19 protein-coding genes and 4 pseudogenes are annotated in these 22,969 nt (G+C 65.4%); 12 read left to right on the forward strand and 11 right to left on the reverse strand.

Annotation, left to right across the window (positions count from 1 at the left end; all coding sequences use genetic code 11):
* The 3 genes from EP26_RS22700 to EP26_RS36360 form a co-directional block, all read left to right on the forward strand.
* Positions 1–747: tripartite tricarboxylate transporter substrate-binding protein (locus EP26_RS22700; RefSeq protein WP_043342121.1), on the forward strand; the 747-nt coding region annotated here is incomplete at its 5' end.
* Positions 748–1,055: 308 nt separating this feature from the next.
* Positions 1,056–1,955: a tripartite tricarboxylate transporter substrate binding protein gene (locus EP26_RS22705; RefSeq protein WP_052389548.1), complete on the forward strand. Its 900-nt coding sequence runs from the start codon at positions 1,056–1,058 to the stop codon at positions 1,953–1,955.
* Between the two features lie 316 nt (positions 1,956–2,271).
* Positions 2,272–2,424, forward strand: a complete 153-nt coding sequence (locus tag EP26_RS36360) for a hypothetical protein (RefSeq protein ID WP_169747457.1) — start codon at positions 2,272–2,274, stop codon at positions 2,422–2,424.
* Between the two features lie 85 nt (positions 2,425–2,509).
* Here the strand turns inward: EP26_RS36360 and EP26_RS33435 are convergent.
* Positions 2,510–2,665, reverse strand: a pseudogene (locus EP26_RS33435) (IS6 family transposase); the annotation flags it as partial.
* Between the two features lie 128 nt (positions 2,666–2,793).
* On the opposite strand from EP26_RS33435, the pseudogene EP26_RS33440 reads away from it, so the two are divergent.
* From EP26_RS33440 to EP26_RS38670, 8 genes and pseudogenes are all read left to right on the forward strand, one after another.
* Positions 2,794–3,487, forward strand: a pseudogene (locus tag EP26_RS33440) (transposase).
* A 585-nt stretch (positions 3,488–4,072) separates the two neighbouring features.
* Positions 4,073–4,495 (forward strand): cupin domain-containing protein, encoded by a 423-nt coding sequence (locus tag EP26_RS22720; protein WP_052389550.1) that lies wholly within the window; start codon positions 4,073–4,075, stop codon positions 4,493–4,495.
* A 118-nt stretch (positions 4,496–4,613) separates the two neighbouring features.
* Positions 4,614–5,831 (forward strand): ABC transporter substrate-binding protein, encoded by a 1,218-nt coding sequence (locus EP26_RS22725; RefSeq protein ID WP_043342122.1) that lies wholly within the window; start codon positions 4,614–4,616, stop codon positions 5,829–5,831.
* 266 nt (positions 5,832–6,097) lie between these two features.
* Positions 6,098–7,680: pseudogene (locus tag EP26_RS22730) on the forward strand (ABC transporter substrate-binding protein).
* Positions 7,681–7,939: 259 nt separating this feature from the next.
* The gene (locus tag EP26_RS22735) at positions 7,940–8,905 is read left to right on the forward strand and encodes an IS5 family transposase (RefSeq protein WP_043342123.1); all 966 of its coding nucleotides are present in this window, start codon (positions 7,940–7,942) and stop codon (positions 8,903–8,905) included.
* Positions 8,906–9,839: 934 nt separating this feature from the next.
* A pseudogene (locus EP26_RS22740) lies at positions 9,840–10,875 on the forward strand (IS630 family transposase).
* 175 nt (positions 10,876–11,050) lie between these two features.
* Complete coding sequence (locus tag EP26_RS35150; protein ID WP_052389551.1) at positions 11,051–11,401, forward strand: IS6 family transposase; 351 nt, start codon at positions 11,051–11,053, stop codon at positions 11,399–11,401.
* A 25-nt stretch (positions 11,402–11,426) separates the two neighbouring features.
* The gene (locus tag EP26_RS38670) at positions 11,427–11,852 is read left to right on the forward strand and encodes a DDE-type integrase/transposase/recombinase (RefSeq protein ID WP_408735110.1); all 426 of its coding nucleotides are present in this window, start codon (positions 11,427–11,429) and stop codon (positions 11,850–11,852) included.
* 103 nt (positions 11,853–11,955) lie between these two features.
* Here the strand turns inward: EP26_RS38670 and EP26_RS22750 are convergent, their stop codons facing one another.
* The 5 genes from EP26_RS22750 to EP26_RS22770 form a co-directional block, all read right to left on the reverse strand.
* The gene (locus EP26_RS22750) at positions 11,956–12,612 is read right to left on the reverse strand and encodes a hypothetical protein (RefSeq protein WP_157033690.1); all 657 of its coding nucleotides are present in this window, start codon (positions 12,610–12,612) and stop codon (positions 11,956–11,958) included.
* Entirely contained in the window at positions 12,552–13,172 is a 621-nt protein-coding gene (locus EP26_RS22755; RefSeq protein ID WP_157033691.1) for a hypothetical protein, read from the reverse strand. Before EP26_RS22755 ends, EP26_RS22750 begins: the two co-directional genes overlap by 61 nt.
* Positions 13,173–13,311: 139 nt before the next feature.
* Positions 13,312–14,508: an ABC transporter substrate-binding protein gene (locus EP26_RS22760; RefSeq protein WP_043342126.1), complete on the reverse strand. Its 1,197-nt coding sequence runs from the start codon at positions 14,506–14,508 to the stop codon at positions 13,312–13,314.
* A 69-nt stretch (positions 14,509–14,577) separates the two neighbouring features.
* On the reverse strand, positions 14,578–15,387 hold the full coding sequence (locus tag EP26_RS22765; protein WP_043342127.1) for an SDR family NAD(P)-dependent oxidoreductase: 810 nt from the start codon (positions 15,385–15,387) through the stop codon (positions 14,578–14,580).
* A 40-nt stretch (positions 15,388–15,427) separates the two neighbouring features.
* Entirely contained in the window at positions 15,428–16,399 is a 972-nt protein-coding gene (locus EP26_RS22770; RefSeq protein ID WP_245624481.1) for a zinc-binding dehydrogenase, read from the reverse strand.
* Here EP26_RS22770 and EP26_RS37645 point away from each other — a divergent pair.
* Positions 16,328–16,534 carry a hypothetical protein gene (locus EP26_RS37645; protein ID WP_245624482.1) on the forward strand — a complete coding sequence of 69 codons (207 nt, stop codon included), beginning with the start codon at positions 16,328–16,330 and terminating at the stop codon, positions 16,532–16,534. The two genes, EP26_RS22770 and EP26_RS37645, sit on opposite strands and share 72 nt — an antisense overlap.
* 307 nt (positions 16,535–16,841) lie before the next feature.
* Here the strand turns inward: EP26_RS37645 and EP26_RS22775 are convergent, their stop codons facing one another.
* The 5 genes from EP26_RS22775 to EP26_RS22795 form a co-directional block, all read right to left on the reverse strand.
* Positions 16,842–17,786 carry a Bug family tripartite tricarboxylate transporter substrate binding protein gene (locus EP26_RS22775; RefSeq protein WP_169747458.1) on the reverse strand — a complete coding sequence of 315 codons (945 nt, stop codon included), beginning with the start codon at positions 17,784–17,786 and terminating at the stop codon, positions 16,842–16,844.
* Positions 17,787–17,876: 90 nt separating this feature from the next.
* Entirely contained in the window at positions 17,877–19,016 is a 1,140-nt protein-coding gene (locus EP26_RS22780; protein ID WP_043342130.1) for an acyl-CoA dehydrogenase family protein, read from the reverse strand.
* Between the two features lie 11 nt (positions 19,017–19,027).
* Entirely contained in the window at positions 19,028–20,218 is a 1,191-nt protein-coding gene (locus EP26_RS22785) for an acyl-CoA dehydrogenase family protein (RefSeq protein WP_211259523.1), read from the reverse strand.
* A 29-nt stretch (positions 20,219–20,247) separates the two neighbouring features.
* The gene (locus tag EP26_RS22790) at positions 20,248–22,092 is read right to left on the reverse strand and encodes an AMP-binding protein (RefSeq protein ID WP_043342132.1); all 1,845 of its coding nucleotides are present in this window, start codon (positions 22,090–22,092) and stop codon (positions 20,248–20,250) included.
* Positions 22,093–22,113: 21 nt separating this feature from the next.
* Positions 22,114–22,953 carry an enoyl-CoA hydratase-related protein gene (locus EP26_RS22795; protein WP_043342133.1) on the reverse strand — a complete coding sequence of 280 codons (840 nt, stop codon included), beginning with the start codon at positions 22,951–22,953 and terminating at the stop codon, positions 22,114–22,116.
* Positions 22,954–22,969 lie beyond the last annotated feature (16 nt).

A 22,969-nucleotide genomic window follows, 5' to 3' on the forward strand; every position in this document is an offset into this window, starting at 1 on the left:
CGACTCACCCAGGCACGGCCCGACGGTTACGTGCTGATGATGACCAACATCGGCATGGCCGCGAGTGCGACGCTCTACCGCCGCCTGCCATACGACGTCCTCACCGACTTCGCGCCGCTCGGCCTCGTGTCCGACGCGGCCATGACCTTCATCGCGCGGCCCGGCTTCCCGGCCGGCAATTTCGGCGAGTATCTTGCCGCCCTAAAGCAGCAAGGCGAGGGGCTGAACTTGGCGACGGCCGGGCTCAGCTCGGCGGCCAACCTTTGCGCTCTGCTGCTGCATCGGACAGCCGGCGCGCGGGCGACGGTGGTGGTGTTCCGCGGCACCGGTCCTGCCATCACCGAGGTGATGGCAGGGCGCATCGATCTGCTCTGCGATCAAGCCACCAACACTGTGCCATTCCTGCGCGACGGCCGGCTGCGCGCCTTCGCCGTGACCAGCACCACGCGGCTGCCGGGCTTGCCAGACATACCGACTACGGCCGAAGCGGGCTTTCCCGGCCTCACTATGAGCACTTGGCACGGGCTCTACGCGCCAGCCGGTACGCCTGAGCCGGCGCAAGAGCGGATTTCGGCCGCATTGCGGGGGGCGCTCGGCGAAGCGCGGCTCCGCGCCCGCTTTGCCGACCTCCTCACCGAGCCTGCCACGCCCGAGCGCGCCAGTATTGCCTTCCACCGCCGCTTTCACGCTGAGGAGGTCGCACGTTGGAAACCCATCATCGAGGCTGCGGGACAGTTTGCAGATTAAGTGCCTGACGCGGGATAGTTGAATCGGATTTGATGGCTGGCCGGGGAATATGGGCGCAGATCAACCTAATTTGGGAGCGCAGTGTGGGCACTGTTGTCCTATTGCCACGTCGACAAAGCCATGCGGAACCGACTTGAGACGCACATCGCCAAGCTCAAACGCGGGGGCGTGATCGATACTTGGCACGACCGCCGGATCGTGCCGAAACATCCATTGGACGCGCGGCTCTGGGCCCGACCGGACGCAGCAGGGGATGGCTGCACCCGGCGCCGGGTGGCAGAAAGGCGTCAAACAGCCCGGAGGACGTCATGATCTCTGCCCCGCGCCGCCTCGTGCTCGCCGCCGCCCTTGCCGCCCCGGCCATTGCCCGCGCTCAGCAGCGCTCTGTCACCATCGTCGTACCCTTCACCGCCGGCGGCAGCACCGACGTGCTGTCGCGCCTAATGGCAGAGCGGATGACGCAGATCCTCGGCCAAACCGTGTTGGTCGAGAACCGGCCCGGCGGCAACACGATTGTCGGCGCGGAATACGTCGCCCGTGCCCACGCGGACGGCAACACGCTGCTGATGGCGGCCGGCACCACGCTCAGCATCAACCCGGTCGTGGTGCGGAACCTGCCTTACAAGGTCGAGGATTTCGCCCCGATCACTCTGGCGACCACCTACCCGTTCGGCATCGTCACCCAGAACAACGGCCCGGCCGACATCCCGGCCTTGATTGCCGCGGCCAAGGCGAAGCCGGGCGAAATCACCTACGGCACGAACGGCCCGACCACCCTGACCAACGTCGCCATGCTGCTGGTGACGGAGCGCCTGGGCATTCGCATGCAGGACGTCACCTACCGCGGGGACTCGGCAGCGCTGAATGACTTTATTGCCGGCAACCTCGACACGCTCGTGGTCGCAGGCAGCACCGCCGTCCCGGTCTTCCGCAATGGCCAGGGACGGCTGATCGGCTGGACCAGCCTCCAACGTATGCCGACCACGCCCGAGGTGCCGGCGGTCGCGGAGTTCGCCCCGGGGACTGAGGCACTGAGCTGGTTTGGCCTGCTCGCCCCGGCGCGTACTCCACCTGCCCAGGTGCAACGGCTACACGACGTAGCCATCGAGTCATTGAAAGACCCGCGCATCCAGGAAAGATTAACGCGAGATGCCCAGTTCGTCGTCGGCAGTACGCCTGAGGAATTCACCCAGTTCCTGCGTGACTAGGATCGGCTCTGGCGGCCGATCCTAAGCAAGTTGGACGTAAAAAATAACTGAAACTCTCGCCACTGGTAGATCGACACCGTCAACTTGGCAGAGGGTTGGCGGTCTGAGCTTGGTTCCGTAGACACTCGGAATGAACTCTGTGGCTTCCAAAGCGCCTTATGCTGGCTACCGCTTCCCGGCCGAGGTCATCAGTTATGCCGTGTCATCTTGTTGCATGAGTCACCCAGCTGGACGCGTTGCAGTAGGCTGGCTTAATATTACCGAGCGCGGTCGCATAGGCTGGCAGCGAGCGTCGGGGTACAACTGGCGTGCTCTGGTGTGGGCCGATGTCTCGCGATGGAAGCGCGTCATCGGTGATGGTCTGCGCTCGCAGAAGGATCGGCGCCAAGCAACCGAAGTGGCCATCGCCACCAACGTCCTGAACCGGACGCTGGATCTCGGACGGCCGGAGTACATCCGGGTCGCATGACCCCACACCCGGCAGGGATCAATGCGTCGGTACCGCCGACCGATGCATCACAATGCTGCCCCGTAGCTCGGGAGCTTGTCGGTGATGTCTCGTGACTGGCGATGATGCCGCGCGCCGCCAGCATCTCCTCGACCATGCGCAAGCTGAGCGGGAAGCGGAAATACAGCCACACGGCGTGACTGATGAGCTCGGCCGGAAAGCGGTAGCCGGCATAGGGCGCTTTGAGGGCCACAAAGTTCATTCCGGGTATCTACGGAACCGAGTTCAGACCGCTAACCCCCTGCCAATTTGACATGGGGTTATGGCGGGCTGGTGCCCTCCAGCGGCAATCGGGGTCTGATGCGCTCGGACCTGCTGAGGAGAGCTGGCATGGAACGGTATGTTGGACTGGATGTCTCACAGGAGCAGACTTCGATCTGCGTTGTTGACGGCAGCGGCAAGACGCTCTGGCAGGGCAAGTGCGCCTCGACCCCGGAGGCGATTGCCGCCACGGTCGGGGCACGGGCGCCGGGCGTGACACGGGTTGGCCTGGAGAGCGGGCCCATGTCGGCTTGGCATTGGCACGAGTTGAGGAAGGCTGGCCTGCCCGTGGTCTGCCTCGACGCGCGTCACGCCAAGGCGGCGCTGGCGCTGCAGTGCCATCGCCCGGCAGGATCAGGAGGTGCGGCGGCTAATGACCGCGCCGGGTGTCGGCGTCCTGGTCGCCCTTACCTATGTCAGTGTCGTGGATAGGCCGGAACGCTTCGCCAAATCCTCGAGCGTCGGCGCCTATATCGGCCTGACACCGAGGCGCTACCAGTCCGGCGAGGAGGACTACACCGGCCACATCTCGCGCTGCGGCGACAAGCTGCTACGGACCTACCTCTACGAGGCGGCGGGGATCATCCTCCACCGCGTCTCACGCTGGTCAGCGCTGAAGGCCTGGGGAACACGGCTGGCCAAGCGGACCGGCACCAAGAAAGCCACCGTCGCGGTCGCGCGGAAGCTCTCGGTGATCCTCCACAGGATGCTGCGCGACGGCAGTGAGTTCCGCTGGGCGGCCAAGGAGGCACAGATGGCCTGAGCCATACACAGCAAAGGTACGAAATCCGCTGGCAGCGGCGGAAGGACGTCCCTGTCGGGACGGGGTTCCGGCCATCGCGTGGGCACTGTTGCGGCTCCACTCCATCTTGAGCGGGTGACCGCGTACTTGACATCACGAGGCCGGAGCTTCCGACACCATCATGCGGCGGCGAACGCCAACCGCGGAGAGAACCATGGCCCGGCAGGGGTGCCCATCGTCGCTGCGCAGAGGACAACAGAGGGCTTGATCTCCACGCCCACCATAAGAGAACGGTGCTGGCGCACGAGTTCGCGTTTGGTAGCCAAAACATGTTTTGGTTTCACGACGGCGTCTCGCCACGCTTAGGAATCGTAACGTTTTTTTGCGGTGTATGTGGTATAGCTTGGGTAGTTCGCCTCGATTGTTGGATAAGGCGCGATATGGACACCTTCAATTCGATAACAGGATTAATTGGAGATCGTTTCTGCCGCACTCAGGGGGACACGAAGTCAAATATTGACCTGCCGCCGAGGCGGAAACTCCTTGTCGGGCCAGTCCGCCAGTGTAGCCTCTTGCCAGGTGCGGAGACACCGTTGGAGGATATCCATGGACGGCAGCATTGTGGATGCCACACGCCCTGGCATTGCGCTCACGGTGGCAAGGAAGGCCGACCAACCCTTCGTGCAAGGCCGCCGGAAGTTCTTCCGCTACCGCGACCTCGGCGTGCAGGCGGCGACGGGGGGCAAGCTCCGCGCCCAGGTGATGGAGGCCATCACCGGCATGACCGAGCCGACCGGCTGGCACACCCATCAGTGCGAGGCGCAGTTCATCTACATCCTGAAGGGTTGGGTGGAACTGGAATTCGAGGACGGCACCCGCACCCGGTCCGAGGCTGGTGACGCCGTCCTCATTCCCGGCGGAATGAAGCACAACGAGATCGCCACCTCCGACGACGTGGAGATCCTGGAGCTCTCCATCCCTGGCGACATGGCGACACAGCCCTGCGATCCGCCTGTCGTCAGCAATTGACACCGCCAGGAAGCGGATCACTCGCAGCCAAGGTTCACGCACCCACCGCGAGATCACCCGATGGCGCCGCGCGGCGGCCGCGGCATCTCGGCTTGCTGCGCCGCTGGGGAAGACCACCATGATGATCGAACGACGCACCTTGTTGCTGGGCGGCGCCGCCTTTGGCGCCTTGCCGGCGCCGGTCCGCGCGCAGGCGCAGCAGACCATTCGGCTCGGTGTGATCTCCGACATGAGTGGCGCATTCGCCGACCTTTCCGGTCCGAATTCGGTACTAGCAGTGCGCCAGGCCGTGCAAGATGCCGCGTCGCTCGGCCTGAAGGTCGAGGTCGTTGCCGCGGACCATCAGAACAAGCCCGACCTGGCCGCCAACATCGCTCGCCAGTGGTTCGACCGGGACGGCATCGACGCAGTCGTCGACGTGCCCGCAAGCAGCGCCGCGCTCGCCGTCAACGGTGTCGTGCGCGAGAAGAACAAGGCCTTCCTTGCCTCATCGCCGGGTACGTCGGAGCTGACCGGCGCTCAATGCAGCCCGAATACAGTGCAATGGACCTATGACACCTGGATGCTCGCCAACTCCACCGCACGGGCCACGGTACGAGAAGGCGGCGACAGTTGGTTCTTCGTGACCGCCGACTATGCCTTCGGGCATTCCATGGAGGCGGAGGGCGGCAGGATCATCGCCGCCGAGGGCGGCCGCGTGCTGGGCAGCGCTCGCTTCCCATTCCCTGGCACCACCGATTTCTCCGCCTTCCTGCTGCGGGCGCAGGCGAGCCGTGCCAAGGTCGTCGGCCTCGCCTTCGGCGGCACCGACATGGCCAATGCGGTGAAGCAGGCGACCGAGTTTGGCTTGCAGAAACGCGGGCAGCGGCTCGCGGCGCTGATCCTGTTCATTTCCGAGGTTCACTCCATGGGCCTCGAGGCGGCGAAGGGGCTGGTCTGCTCGGAGAGTTTCTACTGGGATGTGAATGACCGCACCCGGGCGCTGACGCAGCGCCTGAAACGGAATTTCAACGCGCCGCCGCCGACCATGGTGCAAGCCGGCTGCTACGGCGTCACATTACACTACTTGAAGGCGGTTGCTGACTTGGGAGTTGCCGCGGCCAAGGCAAGTGGCGCTGCTGCGGTTGCTCGCATGAAGGCGATGCCATGCGACGACGATGCCTTCGGCCCGGGCACGATCCGTGCCGATGGCCGCAAACTGCATCCTGCCTATCTCCTAGAGGTGAAGGCGCCGAGTGAAAGCAAGGGGCCGTGGGACTATTACAAGGTGCTGCAGACCGTACCAGGTGAGCAGGCCTTCCGCCCCATGGTGGACGGTGGCTGTCCATTGATCTGAGCTAAGAGAGGTTTGCTCTGTTGCGAGCCTCTCGGGACGGAGCGAGGCTTGAAGCGGCTCCTTCGGGACATGTTGGACCATACACTGATTCGCCATGCGTCCCTCGCGGCGGTCTGGGCGCGCGTTTCGGCGCCTCGGCCTAACTGGAACGCACTCGCTCAGCGAGAGCGAGAAGCTGCCCCGCTCCCTCTGCGAAGATCAGGCCTGCAGGCCCCCATCGTCTTGAGATGCTTGCGAGGCGGCCACTTGAGGGTAGGCTTCGACCCATGCCCCAACGCCGCAACCTGCTTGCCGGTGCCGCCGGCTTCCTTGCAACCCCCGCCCTGGCCCAGGGCGACGCGGCCCGCACGCTCCGCATGGTGCCGCAGGCCGATGTCACCGTACTCGACCGCTAGCGACCACGTCCTATGCAGTGAGAAACCACGGCCATCTCTGTTAGGACACGCTCTACGGCCTCAATGCCGGGTTCCGCCCGCAGCCGCAGCTTGCCGAAGGCCATGCCGTCGCGGATGATGGCCGTCGCTGGACCATCACCCTCCGCAAAGGTCCGACTTTCCACGACGGCGAGCCCATCCGTGCCGCCGATGCCGTCGCTTCGATCCGCCGCTGGATGGCCCGCGGTAACACATGGTCAGACGCTCGCCGCGCGTGTTGAGGAGATCCGCGTCCTTGACGACCACCGCTTCGAACTGCGCCTGCGGCGACCTTTCGGCGTCATGCTGGACACGCTCGGCAAGTCCTCCTCCTACCCGTGCTTCATCATGCCAGAACGCTTTGCCGCGCTGCCCGCAACGACACCGCTGACGGAAATCGTCGGCTCTGGTCCGTACCGCTTCGTGGCAGACGAGCGTCGCGCCGGCGAGCAGGTCGTCTACCGCCGGTATGACCGATACGTTCCCAATCCGGTCGGCACCCCTGGCGTCACCGCCGGTCCTAAGCTGGCTTTCTTCGAGCGGCTGGAATGGCGGATCATCCCCGATGCGGCGACCGCCTGCGCGGCATTGCAAGCGGGCGAGATCGACTGGTGGGAGCGCATCACTGCCGACCTCCGGCCGCTGCTGGCACGGCGACGCGACCTGGTGATCGACCGGATCGAGACGCTGGGCACCGTCGCCATGCTGCGGCCCAACCATCTGCTTCCACCCTTCGACGATCCCGCGGTTCGCCGCGCCTTGTTGCCGGCGATGTCGCAAGCGGATTTCATGGCGGCCTTGTTCGGTGAGGACCACAGTCTGTGGCGCGACGGCGTCGGCTGTTTTCCGCCGGGCAGCACGCTGGCATCCGACGAAGGGCTGGAGATGCTGACCGCACCGCGCGACCTGGGCCGTGCCCGTGCGGCGCTGGCGGCCACGGGCCGCGCCGGCGCCAAGGTGGTGATGCTGCACCCGGCGACCAGCAAACCAACAGCGCGCTCACCATGGTCGCCGACGACCTGCTGCGGAAGATCGGCTTCGAGCCGGAGGATGCGACCTCCGACTGGGGGACCATGCTGCAGCGGCGGGGGAAGAAAGAGGCTGTGGCGCAAGGTGGCTGGAATGCCGTGGTGGTGCTTTTCGGCGCGGAGGACCTGCTGAACCCCGGCGGCCATCCGCTGCTCCGGGCCAACGGCGAAGGTGCCTGGTTCGGTTGGCCGAGTAGCTCAGCCTTGGAAGCTCTGCGTGATGCTTGGCTCGAGGAGCCAGACATAGAGGCGCAGCGGCGCACGACGCGGCGGATACAGGCGCAGTTCTTCACCGATCTGCCCGATTGGCCACTTGGGCTTTACCAGGTGGACAGCGCCTACCGGCGCGGCCTGCGCGTCGAGCGACGAGGTCTCGCATTGCCGCTGAATGTGCGACGGGACGCATGACGGATGGTCTGACCGCGCGAGAGGATGAACGCGCCCGGCTCGAATAACCGGATCGCAGCACCGACGATCCGCTGCCTGGACCTCCCGGAGGCGGCGCCCCGTGCCCGGACTGCCGTTTGCGCTGGCATCCCCGCCCCCTGACGCCGCAGACTGCCAGGCGAACCGGCCACAGAGCATCTTGTTGCACCAGTCGCCCGTTTTGGCGCGGTGGAGTAGGCTGGCGTAGGGGCGAGCCCTTGAGCATCGAGGGACGCCCGCTGTGCCATTCAAGGCTAACGCTGACCGCCGGCACCACATCCCCAAGCAGCGCCAGAGGGTAACCAACTGGGCTGAGTACGACGCCAGCTTGCGCGCCCGCGGCAGCCTCACCGTGTGGTTCACGGCCGAGGCGATCGATGGCTGGCGAGCCGAGGCGCGCACGGGCCGGGGCGGCCAGGCGAAGTACTCGGACCTGGCGATCGCAACCGCCCTGACGCTGCGCGCCGTGTTCCGTCTTGCCCTGCGGCAGACCGAGGGCTTGATCGGCTCCGTCCTGCAACTGCTTGGCCTTGATCTGGCGGTGCCGGACCACTCCACCCTCAGCCGCCGGGCCGAAACGCTGGCCGTGCCGCAGCCGAAGGCGGGCCGCGAGCCAGTGCACCTGCTGGTGGACAGCACCGGTCTTCGGCTGTGCGGTCCCGGCGAGTGGCTAATCGAGAAGCATGGCACCAAGCGGCGTCGAGCCTGGAAGATGCTTCACCTCGCCACCGACACCGACACGGGCCAGATCGTCGCCTCGGTGCTAGCTGGCAGAGAGGCCGATGACGGCTCGCAGGTCGGTCCCCTGCTTGAGCGGGTCGATGGTTCCGTGGCGTCCTTCACCGGCGACGGTGCCTACGATCGGGACGACGTCTACGCCGAGGTCGCGGCACGCTACCCGGACGCGGCCATGGTCGTACCACCACGCGCCAGCGCTGTGCCGAGTGAAGCTGCGCGGTCAGCGCCGACGCAGCGGGACTCGCACCTCCGATGTATTGTCGAGCGAGGCCGCATGGGCTGGCAGAGAGCCTCGGGGTACAACTGGCGTGCTTTGGTAGAGGCCGACGTCTCGAGATGGAAGCGCGTCATCGGTGACGGGCTACGCTCGCAAACAGACCGACGGCAAGCGACCGAGGTGGCCATCGCTGCCAAGGTGCTGAACCATATGCTCGAGCTTGGACGGCCGGAGTACGTCCGCATCGCGTAATCCAAATACCGGTAGGAACCAGCATGTCTACACCGCTGACCCATGCAACACGATGTTGTCAGGAGCCGGGGCTGAGACGACGCTCACGCAAATGCAGTCATTTCCGCCCCAGCGGGTTCGGCTGAGGCGAGTAGGGCGGTAGCGACACCAGCAGAAAATTCGTTCGGCCCTCTTGAAGACCCTTTTGACAGAAATATTTCGCTGAGCGCCGAGGCCGAGCCGACTGATCGTCAGCGCGATACCCGCCTTCCGGCAACATTGGGAGTCATGGGTCGCGGAGTTAGAAGATGAACGAGCTTACGGAGTCAGACAGTCACTTTGCTGAATGTGGATTGCGTCTGCTTCGTGATCTGCAAAACGGACAGGCCACAAGCAGCGCCGTATTCACGCACCCTGATCAAGTGCTGAACGACCGAGAGCTGACCCCTGCTCAAAAACGCGAGATCTTGGCGTCATGGGTGTCGGACACCCGCGCCGTCGTAAACAAGCCTGCCTTGCGGCAGTTGGATAGTGGAACTCTGGTACGGGTCGAGGAGATTTTCCAGGCGCTCAGGTCCCTGGACAGGGCAGAGCTACGGTTAGATGGTGCGGGCTCCAAAAACATTCTTGCATTGCGGCCGACTTTTGGGCGCCGCAACCGGTGGGAGCCTCCGATCCAGCGTAACGGGCGCTTGCGGTGGGATAGTCCTGATGATGACGATGACCCTCCGCCCTGCCCGGTGAAGGCGCCCATCCCAAATCATGGCCCGCCTCCGTGCCCGGCGGTCGCTGCCGCCTCTGCTCATCTAGCCGCCGCGGCATAAAGTCTTATGAGACTTGGCATGAGGTTCCTCCTGCCACGCTGCGACGGGTATCTCGGGCCGAGGCTTTAGCCTATTGAGCCGGCCGCGGCGTTCTTGAAGGTCGTGGCTGCTGTACCCAGATAGCTGACATCGTGAAACACTTGGACATGCGGAGCCTGACGGCGGAGGCGCAAGAGGAGCGCCGGCGGCAGGTGGTCGGGCTGCGTCAGGCAGGGCAGACCTATGCAGCAATCGCCGCCCAGCTTGGGCTGACCCAGACCGGGGTGTTCGACATCTGTAAGCGCTTCGCCGAGCGCGGCCCGGCGGGACTGAAGAGCAAGCCGCGTGGGCCGGCACCGGGGCATGGCACCCTGCTGACGGCAGAGCAGGAAGCCGAGGTCCAGGCGCTGATGTGCCAGCAGATGCCGGACGAGTTGGGGCTGGACTTCGCGCTCTGGAGCCGGGCGGCGGTGCAGGCGCTGGTCTGGCAGCGCTTCGGCGTGGCGGTGGCGGTGCGGACGATGGGCACCTACCTGGCCCGCTGGGGCTACACGCCGCAGAAGCCGCTGCGGCGGGCCCCTGAGCAGGACCCAGCTGCGGTGCGGCGTTGGCTGCGGCGGGAGTACCCGGCGATTGCGGCGCGGGCCAAAGCAGAGGGCGGCGTGATCTTCTGGGGTGACGAGAGCGGTCTGCGCTCGGACGACGTGCGCGGCCGCAGCTATGCTCCTTGGGGGCGAGACCCCGGTGGTCCGCCCCAATCACCGGCGGGCCAATGTCGGCCTGGTCTCGGCGGTGACCAACAGGGGCGAGGTGCGCTGGATGATCCTCAACGGCGCGATCAAAGCGCCCACCCTGATCCGCTTCCTCGAGCGCCTGGTGCGCGACGCTGGGCGCAAGGTGTTCCTCATCCTGGACCGCTTGCAGGTGCACCGGGCACGGCTGGTCCGTGACTGTCGGGCGGGCCGCGAGGCTCAGATCGAGGTATTTCACCTTCCGGCCTACAGCCCCGATCTGAACCCGGACGAGGGTGTGAACGGCGATGTCAAGCAGGTGGTCACCGCCAAACCGCTCGCGCGCAGCAAGTCGCAACTTAAGCGGACCGTCGTCAACCACATGCGCAGCCTGTCCAGACGGCCAGAGCGCATTCGCGCCATCTTCCGTCATCCGCAGTTCCGCTACGCAGCGTAGTTCAAGAATACTACGGCCGGCTCAATAATCACCATCGAGGCGGAACTTCGTGTCTGACGAGCTGCGCTCGCCAGCCTCGCATGGTTTTGTCAGATCACGCGCCAGTAGGGTCGTTTGGCTGGCCGGGCCTGGGCTGGTAGGCTCCAGGGCCAGCGGAGCGGGAAGTGGCAATGGAGTGTGTGGCCTGCGGCTCCGCTGCCGTGACTGCGGCAAGCAATACAACGAGCGCAGTACCGGGCTGCTGAACCACACCCAGTACCCATCCGACGTCATTGCCCTGGTGGTGCTATGGCGGCTGCGCTACCGGCTGACCCTGCGCGACTTGGCTGAGATGTTCCTCCAGCGCGGCCTCGTATTCAACCATGAAGCTGTTCGCGACTGGGAGGCGAAGCTCGCACCGGTGCTGGCGGACGACCTCCGTCGACGACGGCACGGCAAGGCCAGCACCCGTGGCCGGCACTGGCACGTCGACGAGACCTATTTGAGGGTTCGTGGCCGGCTGGGCAGATCTGTACCGGGCCATTGACCGCGACGGCAACCTTGTCGACACCATGCTGAGCGAGCACCGCGACATGGCTGCGGCTCAGGCCTTCTTCCGCTCAGCCAAGGCTGCCACAGGCATCACGCCCGAACGCGTCACCACGGACGGGCACGGCTCCTACCCGCGGGCGATCCGCTCGACACTCGGCCGGCGGGTTGTGCATCGGACCAGCGCATACAGGAACAATGGACTGGAACAAGACCACCGGGGCGTGAAAGGTCGCATACGATGTAGGCGCGGCTTCAGGAGCATCGGCTCTCCGAGCGCTTCTGTCGAAGCCATGACGAACTCCGAAACCCCCTCCGCTCTCGTACCCGCTACAACCAGCACGTCCCTGCCCGCCGCCGTCGCCTTGTGCACATCCGCCGTGCCGCAGCTGCGCTCGCCATCCTCAAAGCAGCGTGGGTCAGGTTTTGCCGGCACCTCTCGTCGCTAGATGTGGCGCGAGCGCTGACAGATCCGTCCGTCCAGTACCGCGGCCCGGACCTGAAGCACGCGGTGGGCGCTCCGTGGTGACCAGCGCATCTGCCGACGCTTGTTCATGCGCGCATTGACCAGCCGATTGACCGTGCCCTCGGCTCCTGAGCTGAGATCGGCTTACCGGCTCGGTAGCGCTGGCCATAGTCAATCAACGTATCTTCATTGTTCTCGATGTAGCTGCGCAGCTCTGTGCGATGTGCGACAAGGCGCCCGACCTTCACTTCGACCGCGGCCCCGTTGAGCAAGGCGGCGTTCACCTCCCAGCTCACGATCCGGTCCAGAGCCTGGCATGCCTGCCCGTGCTTACCCTTCCAGAGCAGGTGCCGCAGTCGCTCAACATCGGCCTGCGCATGCTCAAGCGGCGCGCACTCTGCTAGCTCCAGAGCGGCAAGGCCGATGAAAGTCTGCTCGACATGGCGTACGCGCATCGAGAGGTGGAACCAGTCAAGAATGGACTCCACAGGCGCCTTCGCCGCCGATCGCACCAGTGCAGGCAGAGCCGGGTCGCCGTCGCTGATTGCGGTCACCGGGCTGCTCTCCCGCCAGTCCTGATCAAGCAACGCCGCGCGCAGCAGGGTATGGGGCTGCTCAGCCACACTCCGCACCAGGGCGAAGCGGCGACTGTAGTGGCTCTCTTGCTCGACTTTGCCGCAGATCACCTCAAATTTCCGCACTTGGTGACCCGGCACCGCGCGCACATAGGCGCCGTCGAGCATGACAATCGGCCGGCTCGCCTCCGCCGCGGCGTGTCACTGGCTACGACCGCCGCCATGGCCTGCCGATCAGCCGCCTCGAGCCGCAGGGCGGCAGCATGGGTGCGGGTGCGCACGCTCTCATGGTTCCCTGGCGAGGCGGGCGCCAGGGTTTTGAGGATCCGGGCGGCCTTCTGGAACGAGGTACGGGCCCCGAGCTCGGCCTGCACCCGCTCTAGCTCCGGCGTGCCGCGGGCGGTCAACAGCCGGCAGACCGGCGAGGACACCGCTGCCACCACTGGCGCCAACGGACGGCACTGACAGACGCGGAACCGCGGCGCCTCCACCTCCTCCGTGCCGAACAGGGTCTGCAGTCGACGCGTGCGCCGGTCCTTGACGGGCTGCGGCACCCGGCAGTGCGGGCAGACCCGATGGCAGGCCGCGTACTCCGCCGTCTGGCTCTGCACCATGATCTCCTGCAGCTTGGCCAAGACTGCCTTCGCCTCAGTCAGCGCCAAGCCGAGGTCTGCGAGCGCGCCCTCCACCATCGACCGCTCAATCGTGACCGGTTCGGCCACTTCCACTTCGCCCCTGTCCGTTCTCGCTCCAGCCTCACTGTCCACTGCATCAGGCCCATCCTTGTGGTCAGGCCTCAGCCATGTCGATCAGCCCGGGGCAGGCAATCAGCCTGCCTCGGGTTTTTGACACTCCCGCTAGCACCCTCTAAGCCTTCGCGCTGTCGATCACTTCGCCGAAGCGCTGCCATGTTCGCCCAGTCCAGCGGATCAGTTGCAGCTGCTGCAGTGGCCGGTAGTCGGTCGGTGAGGTGTCGATGCGGATTCCGGGCAGCAGTGTCGGAATCTCGAGGCCTCGGAGATTGGCCGCCTCTTGCATGATCCGCTCGCGCGTCACTTGTCCTTCGCACTGCTTCAACACCTGAACCAGCGCGAGTGCCACGGTGTAGCCATAGACATAATAGATGTCGGTGATGTCCGCATCCGGCAGGTACTTCGCCAAGAAGGCTCGGTATCGCACCATGCCGGGATCCTCCGCCCAGGCCGGGTCGTTCGGGTCTTTGAGATAGGCCGAGGAAACAACACCGACCGAGCGCTCTACGCCTGCGGGCGTAATGACGCCGGCAACGGAACTCGTCCCGCTCGGAATGTAGTGAGCCACCCGCCAGCCCAGCTCATGCACCTTGCGGATGGCCATGGCAGCGAATTTCGCGGTGACACCCGAGACCAGCACATCTGCCCCCTGTAGCGCGATGAGCTGGCTATCAACGGTCGGATCCGTCACCTCATAGGATGCAGCGCGGACCCTACTGTCATAGGCGGCGCCCAGCACGTCGCGCAGCCCTGCGATATGGTCCCTTCCGAAATCGTCGTTCTGGTAGAGCAGGGCGAAGTGCGCATCTGGCTTCTCCGCCAGTGCATGCCGAGCATAGACTTGGGCCTCAGTGCGTGCGCTCGGCGCGAAGCCCATTGTCCAGGGATGCGCCTCGTGGTCGCCCCACTTGTCGCCGTTCACGGACAGGAAAAGGTGTGGCACCTTGCGCTGGTTCACATAGCGCAGCACGGCATTGTTCGGTGCTGTACCGAGCATGTTGAAGAGGAAGGCGACTTTATCCTGCTCAATCAGCCGCCTCACCTGCTCCAGCGTCTTCGGCGGACTGAAGCTGTCGTCGTAGAGGATGTAGGACAGTTTGCGGCCGGCAATCCCGCCCTGCTCGTTTACCATGCGGCAGACACCCTCCACCGCACGACACTGCACGCCCAACGCAGAAACCGGACCGGAGAGGGCGGTAGTGCCACCAAATCGGATTTCAGTTTGTGTGACGCCCGGCGTATCCTGGGCATGAACGAAGCCAGGTGTGGTCAGCGCAGCAACGCTGAACATGAGAATGGTCCTTTTCTGCATCCCTGTTTCCTCCCTTGTTTGTGGAGTAGGCCGCCGCAAGTACCAGGCCGGAATACTACTTGCCTTTTATCAAACGCGAGGTGTCCAGGCGGGCGCCCCGCGGAAGGGCCGCATGTCAGGATAGCCGGTAACGGCCCAGGCGCCGTCCACCAGCAGGCTGGCCCCTGAGACATAGCGTGCCTCCTCGCTGGCCAGGAACAGGGCGGGGCCGGCGATCTCCTCGGGCTGCGCCGCGCGGCCAGCTGGGATGCGCGCCATGAAGGCGGCATGCGCGTCCCGGTTCTCGAAGTGTCGGCGGGTGAGCGGCGTCTCCACCAGCCCGGGCAGCACGGCATTCACTCGGATGCCGTCCGGCGTGAGCTCGAGCGCCGCATTCTTCGTCAGCATCTCGACACCAGCTTTGGCCGCGGCATAGGCGGCGCCGGCATGCATCGGCACATGCGCGTTCAGCGAGGCGATGTTGACGATCGCGCCACCCCCACGGCCCAGCATCTGCCGCGCCGCATGCTTCGTGCAGAGGAATACCCCTTTCAGGCAGAGATCGACGGTGAAGTCCCAAGCCGTTTCGCTCAGGTCGACGATATAGCCGGGCCGGGAGGCACCAGCGACGTTGAAGGCGCAGTCGAGCCCGCCGAAGCGTTCGACGGCGAGGCCCATCATCGCCTCAACCTCCGCCTCCTTCGTGACATCGGCCATCGTGCAGGCTACCCGCGCCTCGAAGTCACGCTCCACGGCATCAAGCCTCTCCTGGTTGACATCCGCGCAGACGATGCTGGCGCCCTCGTCGTGCAGGCCGCGCAGGATGGCAAGGCCGATACCCGAGGCCCCGCCTGCCACTACGGCCACCTTGCTGGCGAAGCGTCCCGTGCTGCCGCTCATCGTTATCTCCTCCGCAGAGTGCGCCCTTTTCTCCCCTCCGCTATGGGCGAGAGGGATCGAGCAGCACCTTGTTGTACGGGTTGGGACGCCGCAGCGCCTCAAAGGCGTCCGGCAGCTCCGTAAAGCCAATGACTCGCGAGATCATGGCCGCCGCGCCCTTTGTCCGCAGCAAGTCCAGGGCCAGCGCGAAATCCTCCGGCACGTAACCGAGCACGAACTGCAGCCGCAGTTCCTTGATCACCGCGCGCCGGGGCATCAGCCGGTCCTCGCTGCGGCAGACACCGACGATGACGACGCAGGCGCGTACCGCCGCCAGCTCGATGCACTGCTGCAGCAGGCCAGGCGCGCCGACGCATTCGAACAGAACCTCAGGCGGCCCTCCGGCCAAGTTGCGGAAGGCGGTATCGATCGGATCGGCGCTCGGATCGAGTCCGGCCGTCGCGCCGAGGCTGACGGCCCTTTCGCGTCGGATAGGATTGATTTCGCTGACCACAATGTCCCGTGCGCCGGCCGAGCGGGCGAAGAGCACGACGGCAATGCCGATCGGCCCCGCACCGACAACCAGGACCCGCCGCCCTAGCAGCGGCCCGGCCATACGGACGGCATGGGCGCCGACCGCCAGCGGCTCTGCCAGGGCGGCGGCCTGGATATCCACGCCATCCGGGATGCGCAGCGCCTGACGGCCGCCGATCCGCACATATTCCGCATAGCCTCCCGGTACTGAAGGCGACATGCCGAGGATGCGACTATTCGGGCAGTGGATGCCGAGCCGTTCGTGGCATTCGCCCTCAACACGGCACTCGTCGCAGGGCCAGACCGGGATGCCGATAGCACGGTCGCCCGGCGCCCAGCCCTTGGCACGGGACTCTATGACCTCGCCGGCGAATTCATGCCCCAGCACGGTGCCGGCCATGACCTGGGACGGGCTCGGCTCTGTGGCATGCAGGTCGGAGCCGCAGATGCCGCAGTAAGCGACCCGAAGTACGATCTCGCCCAATTCGGCCCGGGGCATTGGCCGTTGCTCAATTTGCAGGAGCTTGTCCGGCGCGGCGAAGACGGCGACTTTCATGGCGATGATTTCCCCTATGCCGGGCCGGCGTCGAGCGACGGCGCGGCCGCGCCGGCCACCTCCTTTGCTGAACAGTGACGGGCGAAGATCACGACCGTCAAGGTGCCGAGAACAACCAGCACCACGGTAAGCGGGCGCTAAAAAAGGCCATCATTTCCTTTTAGCAGTATCGTAACATTGCCAATCTGATAGAGCCTCAACGACATGGGTGCTGTATTATGTCGAGTTGGAGCAAGAAGGGGTAATGTAAGCGAGCAATCCGGGCTGCCTTATGCCTCTCTATTTCGAGTTATCCCATGTATGAGCACAAGAAGGATGTTCCTAGATATCGTTCTTGCTAATGAGGGGCGAGGCGGGCGGTAGAGCGAACTCAACAGGTCCTATTTCATTCTAGCCGGGCGCCCGTCGCGCGAACCACAGCACCCCAACTCTCAATCTCGGAATCGAAGAAGCGCTTCATTTCCTCTGGACTGCTACCCTCAGGCAACGCACCATTTTCGAGGATCCGGGTGCGCACCTCGTCGACCGCGAGCGATTCCCGCAGAACCGCGACGTAACGCTCGACGAGCGACGCAGGCATGCCGGCCGGGCCGAACATGCCGATCCAGCTTGAAGCCTGGAGCTCCGATATCCCTAACTCGGAGAAGGTTGGCACATCAGGCAGAGACGGCCAGCGCTGACGAAGCGCTACAGCAAGCGGCCGTACTCGTCCTGCCTGAACGGCACCGATGGTAGTAGTGATGTTGTTGAAGGATGCATCGATTTGTCCGGACATCAACTCGGCCATCAGTGGCCCTGCCTCACGATAGGGTACGTTGGAGAGTTCGACACCGAGGCGAAGTCGCATCAGTCCGCCCGCCAGACTCTGTGTGCTGGCGGTGCCCACCGAACCATAGGTGACGCGCCCCGGACGGGTCTTTGCATACGCCACGAACTCTTCGAAATTCCTCGCCGGAAAATTGGGTGAGACCACAAGCAGCGTCGGCAGCATCGCCACCAATGAAACGGGAGTGAAGTCATGCCGCACATCATAGGGTAAGTTCGGTACCATACTGGCATTAATGGCGTGGCTCGCCGCAGCGAGCAGGAGCGTGGTGCCGTCTGGCCGCGCCTTCGCGACGATATCGGCACCGATGACGCCGGAAGCGCCGCTGCGGTTCTCCACGACCACACTGGCAGCGCCGAGCCTTGCCTGGAAGTGCGGAGCGAGGATTCTAGCGACTTGGTCGGTTCCGGTGCCAGGCGAGTTCGGCACGACGAAGCGAATGACGACGCCGGATTGGGCGATGGCACGGCCAACTAGCGCCACGGATGGCGTGGCGAGCAGCACTCTTCGGAACATGTTCCTCCCCCATTTTGGAGTTTAGAGCCGCTTCAGTTGCAAGCCTCGTTGAAATGAGCCATGGGATCTCCTTCGCGGCTAGTAGCCCATCAGGCTGGCGTAGCGGTCGCGGTGGAAGGGGCCGTCGCCGAAGGTCTGCTGGGCCACACGGGCGCGTTTGAGGAAGAAGCCGATCTCGTGCTCGTCCGTCATGCCAATGCCGCCATGCATCTGGATGGCCTCGTTGCCGATCAGCCAAACGGCGTCGCAGGCCTTGGCCTTGGCAGCGCTTGACAGCAGCGCGGCTTCGGGGGCCCCCGCCTCGAGTGCTTCGAGAGCGCCGAGCACGGCGGAGCGGAGCAGCTCCAGCTCGCAGAACATCAGCCCGGCCCGATGCTTGAGCGCCTGGAAGGAGCCGATTGGGACGCCGAATTGCCGACGGTCCTTAAGATATTGCAGAGTGCGGTCGAAGGCCTCGCCGGCAAGGCCGAGCATCTCCGCCGCCAGCCCGACATAGGCACGGTCCAGCAACGGCTCCAGCACCGCCATACCGGCGTCAGCCTCGCCAAGCAGTGCGTCCTCGCCGAGTTCGACAGCATCAAGGCGGATCGCCGCAGCGTTGCGGCTGTCCACCATCACGCGGCGGGATACGGTGACGCCGGGCGTGGCGGCGGGCACGAGGAACAGGCTGATGTTGTCGGCATTGCCCGCCTCCCCAACGGTCCGTGCCGTGACGATCAGCATGTCCGCCAGACCGCCATCGGGGACGAAGCGCTTCTCGCCGTTGAGCCGCCAACCCCTATCGGTGCGCTCCGCCCGCGTCTGCACGTGGCTTGGCGCATGATGCGCACCCTCCTCCATGGCCAGCGCGAAAAGGCGCTCCCCGGCGGCTAGGGCGGACAAGTGCTCCTGCCTCTGTGCCGCGCTGCCGCCGAGCAGCAGGGCGCTCGCGCCGATCAGGGCCGTGGAGAGGAGGGGCGTTGGGGCCAGGGTCCGCCCCGCCGCCTCAAGTACGAGGCAGAGGCCGAGCAGGCCGAACTCCGACCCTCCATGCACCTCTGACACCAGGAAGCCGGGCCAGCCCAGCTCCGTCATCTCCTGCCAGAGCGGGCGGGAGAAGCCGCTGGCATCGCTGCTGTCGCGGAGTTGCCGCAGTGCGCGGACCGGGCTGCGTTCCGCGAAGAAGGCTTGCGCTTGGTCGCGGATCAGCCGGGCCTCGGATGAGAGGGCAAGGGCCATGTCGCTGTTCCTCAGTCAGGCAGGCCAAGCACGCGCTTGGCGATGATGTTGAGCTGGATCTCGGAGGTGCCGCCCTCGATGGAATTGGCCTTGGATCGCAGCCATTCCCGGGTCTCGCGTATCTCGTCCGGGTTGAAGCCCTCGCCCTCCCAGCCCAAGGCCTGGGTTCCGGCACTAGCAACCATCAGCTCCATTCGCCGCTTGTTCAGCTCGGTCGCGCAGAGCTTCATCAAAGCCGAGGCAGGACCCGGCCTGCCATCCGCGCTCGCCTCATCGGCCAGCCGCCGGCGCGTCAGCTGGAAGGCCGTGTCGTCGATCTCGTAAGCGGCGATGCGGTCGCGCAGGACCGGGTCGGCAATCCGCCCATCCACCGCGCCGACGCCCTGGAGCGCGACCTCGCGCAGCGAGCGGGCGCTGCGCTCGCGGTGGCGGTCACTGAAGCTGGCCAGGCTCTTGCGCTCATGTTCCAGCAGCCGCTTGGCGATGGTCCAGCCCTTGTTCGGCTCGCCAACCAGGTTGGCCTGCGGCACGCGGACATCCTCGAAAAAGGTCTCGCAGAAGACCGAATAGCCGCTGATCAGGCGGATCGGCTGCGCCCGCACCCCGGGCGAAGCCATGTCGATCAGCACGAAGCTGATGCCCTCATGCTTCTTCGCCGTGGGATCAGTGCGCACCAGGCAGAAGATCCAGTCGGCGTAGTGCGCGTAGGAGGTCCAGATCTTGTGGCCGTTGATGATGAAGTCTTCACCCTCCGGCACCGCACGGGTCGAGAGGCTGGCAAGGTCGGAGCCCGCCCCCGGCTCGGAATAGCCCTGGCACCAACGGATCTCGCCGCGGACGATGCGTGGCAGATGCTCGCGCCTCTGCGCCTCATTGCCAAATTCCAGCAGCACGGGGCCAAGCATGGTCAGGCCGAAGCTGAAGAGCGGGGCGCGGCAGCCGAGCGCGCGCATCTCCTCAGCGAGCACCTGCGCCTGCTCGGTCGAGAGCCCACCGCCGCCATACTCACGCGGCCAGCTCGGCGCGGTCCAGCCACGCTCCACCATACGGTCAAGCCAGAGCTTCGCATCCGGATTCCGGAACTCGGCACGCCGGCCGCCCCAGGGTACCTCGTCGTCCGGCATGGGGGTGCGCATGGAGGCGGGGCAGTTGGCCAGCAACCATTGCCGGGACTCGGTGCGGAATGCGTCCAGTGATGTCACGTGCTCCTCCTTGAGAAAGGTTCGCTGCATCAGGCCTCGATGAGGATCACGTCGTCATCCGGCTCGGCGGCATGCAGGCGCTCGACCAGCGCGGCACGCCGTTCCCGCGTGGCGCGTTGATTGATGTAGCCCTTATCAGTTAGCTCACCGCCGTCGATCGAGGGCGGCTCGGACATCAGCAGGATGCGGCCGATCCGGGCGCTGGAGCCGCCCGCCGCCCGCCCATGCGCCCGCAGCCCGTCGCGGATGCGGGCGATGATGGCGGGGTGCCGGACCAGCGTCTCCGTCGTCGCCTCCGGCTCGCTGACCAGTGCCCGACAGGCGTGCAGATTGATCCAGCCGAGCAACCCAACGAAATCCCGATCATGGCCGGTGACGATCGCGTCCTGGAGGATGGGCGAGACGGCGGTGAGCGCTGCTACCCGCAGCGGACCGGTATGCACGAATGTACCGGTCGAGAGCTTGAAATCCTCTAACAGGCGGCCGGCGAACTCCAACCCTTCCGATGGGTTGTCTGGATCGACGAAGACGCCCGCATCACCGGTGATGTAGAAGCCTTCCTCGTCGAAGGACTTCGCGGTCAGCTCCGGCTCGCTCCAGTAACCCGGCATGACGCCATGGCCGCGCACCCGCAGCTCGTATTTCGTACCGCTGGGCAGCAGCTTTACCTCAACGCCTGGCAGCGGCAGGCCGATGATGCCGGAGCGCCTGGTGTGCCACCAGACGCTGGTCACATTCGGCCCAAGCTCCGTCGCGCCCCAGGCAGTCATGAAGAAGACCGGACGGCCGCTATACCGGATGGCAAGTGCCTGCAGCCGCTCGTACAAGTCGTTCGCCAGCGTCGATCCGCCATAAGCCATCATTTCGAGCCGGCTGAAGAAACGCCGTGCCAGCGCCTCCTCCCGCTCCAGCGCCGTGGTCAGCATGGCATACCCTGCGGGCACGTTGGAGTAGTAGGTGACCGGGATCTCCCGCAAGTTGCGAAGCGTCTCCTCAAACTGCCCGGGTACCGGCCGCCCGTCATCGATATGAACGGATCCGCCCTCGGCGAGAAAGCGCAGCAGGGTGGAGCTGCTGCCCATGGTGTGGTTCCAGGGTAGCCAGCTGAGGATTGCCGGCGGGGCGGCAAGGGTGCTCTGCGGCCGCATTTGCGCCGAGGCTGTGATATTGGCGCAGGTCATCCCATGGGTATTAACCGCCCCCTTCGGGGTGCCGGTCGAGCCCGAGGTAAAGAGAATGCGCGCCGGCGTCTCCGGCATGATGACGGCGATGGATCGCGCGACCGCCTCGGTCACCGGGCGGCGGGCCAGATCGGCGAAGGCGTGGCTTGGCTGGCCCTCTGGCGGCCGCTCCACATGCAACAGGACCATGCCCTCGAGCGGCAACGCATCAAGCGCCGCGGCGAAGGGCGGGGCGTCCTGCACGAAGACGAAGCCAGGTTGCACCACGCCGAAGAGCCGCCTCAGCTTGGCATGGTCGCGGCTCATCAGCGAATAGGCCGGGGAGACTGGGGCAACCGGGATGCGCGCTTGCATGCCGGCCAGGGTGATCAGTGCATGCTCGATGCTGTTGCCGCTGAGCACCAGCAGTGGCCCGCGCGTGGGACCGCCTAGATCGAGCAGGGCCTGGGTCAGAGCATCGACGATGCGCTGCGCCTCGCCATAGGTGACGTGCTGCCAGGTTCGGTCCGGGCCGCGACGCTGGGCGACCCAGATCTGGTCCGGGCGCTCCGCCGCCCACCGCCGGAGATAGGCAGGGATGTGTCGCTCCACCGGCCCGAGCGGCACCGGGTTGCTCAGCAGGATGCTGCCATCCGCCCGCCGTTCCACCGTGACTTCCCGCGGTGCCCAGCGGAGCCCATTCGCGTCCCGCATGTCCCTCACCTCTCCGGACCATCAATCGCCCGTCTTCGTTTCACGGTAGTCCTTAAAGGGCGCGTCCCGCTGACTCAGCAGGTCACGCACGCTCCCGCCGTCGCGCTTGAACTGGCGGCGATAGGCCTGGCTGCTCTCGGTGCAGAAGGCCAAGGCCTGCATCTCCGTCCCGGCGCGCAGCCCGTCGCGCATGCCCATGATCTCCATGGCGCGGTGGACCGAGCGCTTGTTGATCTGCTGCAGGTCGGGCGGAACCTTCGAGACACGATCTGCGACCTTCAGCACCTCCTCGTCCAGCTTGTCAGCGGGGAAGGCGCGGTTGGCGAAGCCGTCCTGCGCAGCCTCGACGCCGCTAATGGCGTCGCCGGTCAAGTACATCTCCATGGCGCGGCGCATGCCGAGCAGCCAGGGGTGGAACTGCATATCCGGGGGGCTCATTAGCCGGGTCGGCGGGTAGCCGATCTTTGCGTCTTCGGCGACGTAGACCAGGTCACAGGCGGTTGCCAGCTCGCTGCCACCGGCAAGGCAATAGCCATGCACCTGGGCGATGACCGGCTTGGCCAAGTCCCACATTCGGAACCAGCCTTCCACCACCTGGCGAGACCAGGGCCAGATGCCCTGTGCTGTGTGATAAGGCTGGCCCTCCGCATTATTGGCTGCGAGGTCGTAGCCGGCGCAGAAGGCAGGACCGGCTCCGCGAATGATGGTGACGCGGACGCTGCCGTCCCGGTCGGCCTCGGTAAGTGCAGGGAAAATAGCGCCGCGCAGGGCATTGTTCAGCGCATTGCGCTTCTCCGGTCGATTCAGCGTCAGGCGCCGCACGCCGGGCAGTGGGTCGTCGAGCAGCAGAATATCGGTCATGTAGTTATTGCCTCCT

Origin of the sequence: Belnapia moabensis DSM 16746 (assembly GCF_000745835.1) — a bacterium.
In the GTDB taxonomy this organism is placed as follows: domain Bacteria; phylum Pseudomonadota; class Alphaproteobacteria; order Acetobacterales; family Acetobacteraceae; genus Belnapia; species Belnapia moabensis.